The organism is Streptomyces sp. NPDC043896 (genome assembly GCF_056435605.1).
The window spans coordinates 1-2186 of sequence record NZ_JBWKEE010000042.1; the positions used below are offsets into that span (position 1 = coordinate 1).

Here is a 2186-nt window from a genome sequence, read left to right on the forward strand (position 1 = left end):
GTACGAGGGCTGCCGCCCGGCACGCCGAGAGCACGCACCAGACGCCGCGGGGCCGCCCTCCGGGCGACGACGGCAGTTTGACGACAGGCCCTAGGCCGTACCCCGGGGATACGGCAGCAGCGGGTCGTAGACCCCGCGCAGGCTCCCCTCCTCGTCCACGACCGGCACCCCGTCCGCGTAGCGGCCGTCCCCGACGCTCCACCCCTCGCCTCCCAGCTCCAGCCGCAGCCGAGATCGGACCGGCTCGCGTCGAGGCGCCCCCGGTCGGGATGGACGGCGGTCAAGGTCACGGCTTCCCCCTGCTGTTCCGGCGGCCTGGCCCCCTCGGCCGGGCACGGCTCCCGCCATGATGTTCTTCCTCGCCCCCGACGACGCGGCCGTCCCCCGGACCGTGGAGCCGACGGCGGCCGGCAGGCTGCGCCGTACGGATGGACTCGTGCCGTACAGCGCCCCGCAAGGGCGCCCGCCGTGCGGGGCGTCCTACCTTCGCACTGCTCCCCCACCCTCGACGAAAGGCAGGACCGGTGCGATCGATCCGTTGTGCCCTGACCGTCCTCGCGACCGGCGGCATCCTCCTGACGGGCGCGTCCTTCGCCTCCGCCGATGACACGTTCACCGTCTACGCGCCGGTCGGCAACACGTACTCGATCGTCTTCGGCGACCTGAGCCAGGTCGCCGGGGACGACGTCTTCAACGCCGGCCGCGACAACACGGTCGGCTCCCACAACGGCACGGCACCCGCCGGCGACCTCGGCATGGCTCCCCTGACGGGCACCCAGATCCTGAGCAACGAGGCCCTGATGCAGGGCGCCGCCGGGCAGTGGAGCGACGACGTCAGCGGCACGTGACGTCCGGACTGCGGGCACCACCGGGGCGGGCGGGGCCGGTCTTCGCAAACACCGGCACCGCGTCCGCGCCGGTCACGGCGGCCGCGGACGCCGGAGGGGCCGAGTGAACCGAGACCGAAACGAGTCCGGTACTTTGCCGCAGCGTGCGCTTGTCGTGACCCCGACCAGGGATGATGACTCCTCGTGCTCACGAACATCATCCCCTTCGTCGGTCTGGTCGTCCTCCTCTGGGCGATCGTCCACACCACCCGGCTCGCCGTTCGCAACCGGAAAGCCCGGAGCTTCGACGCCGCCGCCTACGGCCTCGTCCCCCGCGAGCGGCTCGACAGCCGGCGCTCCGGCCCGCCCGCTGACGAACCCGCGCTGCGCCTGGCCGTCGAGGCTGCCCTGAACGGTGCGTGGGAACCGGTGGCCGGGCTCCTCGCGGACACCGCGGAACGCCAGGACTGGGAGCAGCGCTCGCGGTTCGTCGAGGTGTTCGCGGACCTGGCCGTGGAGGACGAGCACTGGCTGCGGGTCTGGCGCGCCAAGCGGCCGCACGACGCGGACCCCGTCGTCGTGCACGCCCACGCCCTGCTGCTGCGGGCCTGGGCGGCGCGCGGCGAGAAGGACATCAAGCAGACCTCCGACGAGCAGGTGGCGCTCTTCGGCGAGCTGCTGCCGACCGCCATGTACGCGGCCCAGGAGGCGGCCAGGCTGGCACCGGGCGATCCGACCCCGTGGGTGACGATGGTCGCCGCCGCGCGTGGGCTCGGACTCCCCCACGACCAGTTCCGTGGCCTGTGGAGCGAGGTCACGAGCCGTGCCCCGCAGCACTACGACGCGCACTGGCACGCCCTTCAGTACTGGTGCGCGAAGTGGCACGGCTCCCACCGGCTGATGTTCGGATTCGCCAAGGAGGCGGCGGCGTCCGCTCCGGCCGGGAGCCTGATCTCGGGCATCTACCTGCACGCCGTGTACGAAGCCGTCCTCCAGGACGGCGACGCGGCCTACCGCACCTGGGCGACCAAGCCCGAGCTCGCCCGCGTTCAGGCCGATCTGGCGCAGGCCGATCCGGCCGACCGCCGGCTTCCCGCGATACGGCACCTGTATGCCGCCGTGCTCGTGAAGACGGGGAAGTACGCGGAGGCCCTGGCCCAGTTCCGGCTCATCGGCGGATGGTGCGGAGCCGCGCCCTGGACCGACGCGCGCGATGCGGTGGCGGCGTTCGACCACGCCCGCGGCCTGGCGGCCCTCCACTCGGGCCGCCCCTGAGGGATGTCCCGTGGGTTCGCGGCCCCGGGGGGGGGGGGGGGGGGGGGGGGGGGGGGGGAGGGGGGGGGGGGAGGGGGGGGGTAC

At 73.8% G+C, this 2186-nt stretch carries 2 protein-coding genes; both read left to right on the top strand.

The window, feature by feature from the left end:
• The first annotated feature begins 524 nt into the window (after positions 1–524).
• On the top strand, positions 525–848 hold the full coding sequence (locus AC069X_RS36115; RefSeq protein WP_478735603.1) for a hypothetical protein: 324 nt from the start codon (positions 525–527) through the stop codon (positions 846–848).
• 183 nt (positions 849–1031) lie between these two features.
• A complete protein-coding gene (locus AC069X_RS36120; protein WP_478735605.1) occupies positions 1032–2102 on the top strand; it encodes a hypothetical protein in 1071 nt (356 codons plus the stop codon).
• Positions 2103–2186: the final 84 nt, after the last annotated feature.